This is a genomic window from Brevibacterium sp. FAM 24630 (assembly GCF_049804075.1).
Lineage (GTDB): Bacteria > Actinomycetota > Actinomycetes > Actinomycetales > Brevibacteriaceae > Brevibacterium.
In genome coordinates this window covers 1-2308 of the sequence record NZ_JBNBZD010000047.1, presented here as the reverse complement: position 1 = coordinate 2308, position 2308 = coordinate 1, and the positions used below count along the sequence as shown (strand labels likewise).

Genomic DNA, 2308 nt, shown 5'->3' with positions numbered 1-2308 from the left:
GGATCCCCGCAGGGCCGTGGCGACACACGGTGGTCGTGTCATGCTCGAATGGCAGAATCAGTGTCGGTACGCGGCAACGGAGCCGGAATCATGGGCAACCAGCTACCCATGAAAAATCGAGGCTAGCAGCAGCCGTCCATTACTGACTTCAGTCAGCCCTGCAATGAGTCTGAGCAGCGTTGACTTCCCACAGCCTGAGGGCCCGAGAAGAACGAGGAACTCGCCGTCATCGACTTCGGCGGTGAGCTCGTCGATAATGGTCGCGTCACCGAACTTCTTTGTAATTCGGTCGAATGTCAAGCTAGTCATGATTAACCTTTCACTGCGCCGGCGGTTAGTCCGGACACGATTTTTCTCTGGACAAGCAGGAAGAACACAATCGCTGGAATGCTGAACACCACAGCCGCTCCCATGACTGCTGGCAGAGGTGTATCGTACTGACCGATAAACGAAGCGAGACCTACGCTTGCGGGCCATTGGCGGCTCTTCCGGTTTCAGAGTGCGTTGACCCGGGCCGATAGCTGCCCGGAGTGGAGCAGACAGCGCAGCACGTAGTGCTCGAAGTTCCTGAAGCCCAGACCAATGCCCCGCAGATGCTCGAGGCGTCCGTTGATCGCTTCGACCGGCCCATTCGACGCACCTCCACGGTCGAAGAACGCCAGCACCTGAGCCTGCTTCCGCCACAACGTCCTCCCCAGCTGAGCAAGCTCCTCAAGCCCTTTCGGCAGGCCTCTGCGCAGACTCTCGATCACTGCCTGCATGAGACGCCTGCCCGTCTTCCGATCGGGATGCTCGTACGCATCGATGACGTCCTGGTAGACCAGGTACGTCACTTCCAACGCGACGTGGTCATCATGCTCGGCCCACAACCGCTCCAGCCGGTCTGTTGCCCGCTTGTTCAGCAGGGATCGGCGGGTCAGCAGAGTCCGTCGCCCCCGGTACAGGAGATCCTTCTTCCGGCCACGATGTCCATGGATCTGTTGCTGCAAGCGTTGCCTGCAGGCAGTGAGCTTCTGCCCGGCCAGCTGCACGACGTGGAACGGGTCCATCACCGGCGTCGATTCCGGCAGCGACTCCATAGTCGCCGTGTGGTAGCCGGCGAACCCGTCCATCGTGACGACTTCGACTCCGGCACGGAATGCTGGGGAGCGCTCGTTCAGCCATGTGGTCACGACTCTGGCGGAGCGTCCCGCTTTCACATCCAGCAGACGTGCTCGACCGGTTCCGTCGATGAGCGGGGTCAGGTCGACGAAGATCGTCGCGAAAGAGTCTTCGCCTTGTCCGCGCACGTGTTTCCAGCAGTGCTCATCGATGCCCAGGACCCGGACGCCCGACAGATGGTCAGGATCTGCATAGACCAGCGACTTCGCCGCGTTGATGGCCAAGTGGTTGACGAGGTCCCAGCCGAGTCCGAGTGCCTTGCTGATCGCTTGGATGCTCATCTGATCGTGGATGAGGCGTTTGAGGATCCAGGTCGTGGCGCGTTTCGTGGTCTTCGCCCCGGGCTCGGCGGCTTCGAGTGGGTGCTGGAAGATCGAACGCCGGCACTGGGGGTGAACGCACTGATAACGCGGCAGTCGTACGTGCAAACGGGTCGGGTGGCCGGTGATGGGAACGTCTGTCAGGTGACGGATGACGTGATCACGCAGTCGTCCTTCCGCCCCGCAGTCAGGGCAGAATCCCGCCGGTTCTCGTGGTGTGGCTTCGATGACGGTGACGTCGTCATCGGTGATGTGCGCGCCGGTGATGTGGATGCCGAGTTCGAGGGTGCGGCAGATGACATCGGCTACAGGACACGACTGGGCTGAGGAGGTAGATTGCATGGCAGGGCCTTGGGTGTGAGGGATCTTGGAGAATTTCCATCATCACCCAAGGCCCGCCTCTCATTCATCACCGACACACTGGGTGCAGAGACCCTGCTACGCACTCTGAAACCGGAAGAGCCCCATTGGCCGGAGTCAAGAAGGAAAGTTGCAGCAAACAAGTACTCGTTCCACGCTGCGAAGAATGTGATGACTGCGGCCGCAGCGAGACTCGGAAGGATGAGTGGGCAGACGATCATCGTCAACACGGAGAATCGAGGAGTGTTGTCGACCATTGCGGCTTCCTCGATTTCGTACGGGACAGAGTCGACGGCGCTCTTGACTATGAACGCGGCTACTGGAAGCGCGAATCCGGCATTAGCCTCGAGTTTTCATGATTAGGATCGACCGGATGGTGGACTGACAGAAGAAAAGTGCTCCTGACCAGGGATAATGGTGTTTGCGAAGACAACCAGAACCCGTTGGAAAAGGAGCACTCTCACAGT

At 59.7% G+C, this 2308-nt stretch carries 2 protein-coding genes and 1 pseudogene; all 3 read right to left on the bottom strand.

Annotated elements, in window-relative coordinates; all coding sequences use genetic code 11:
• Positions 1–102: 102 nt before the first annotated feature.
• Positions 103–309: an ATP-binding cassette domain-containing protein gene (locus ACPUD7_RS17580; RefSeq protein ID WP_425120629.1), complete on the bottom strand. Its 207-nt coding sequence runs from the start codon at positions 307–309 to the stop codon at positions 103–105.
• Between the two features lie 185 nt (positions 310–494).
• Complete coding sequence (locus ACPUD7_RS17575) at positions 495–1823, bottom strand: ISL3 family transposase (RefSeq protein ID WP_092105324.1); 1329 nt, start codon at positions 1821–1823, stop codon at positions 495–497.
• Positions 1787–2161 (bottom strand): annotated as a pseudogene (locus tag ACPUD7_RS17570) (ABC transporter permease subunit); the annotation flags it as partial. The pseudogene ACPUD7_RS17570 and the gene ACPUD7_RS17575, both read right to left, overlap by 37 nt.
• Between the last annotated feature and the right edge of the window lie 147 nt (positions 2162–2308).

What these genes read in the sequence shown, in the direction of transcription:
- ACPUD7_RS17575 (WP_092105324.1), bottom strand. Translation starts at nt 1,823, where the DNA reads ATGCAATCTACCTCCTCAGCCCAGTCGTGTCCTGTAGCCGATGTCATC.
- ACPUD7_RS17580 (WP_425120629.1), bottom strand. Translation starts at nt 309, where the DNA reads ATGACTAGCTTGACATTCGACCGAATTACAAAGAAGTTCGGTGACGCG.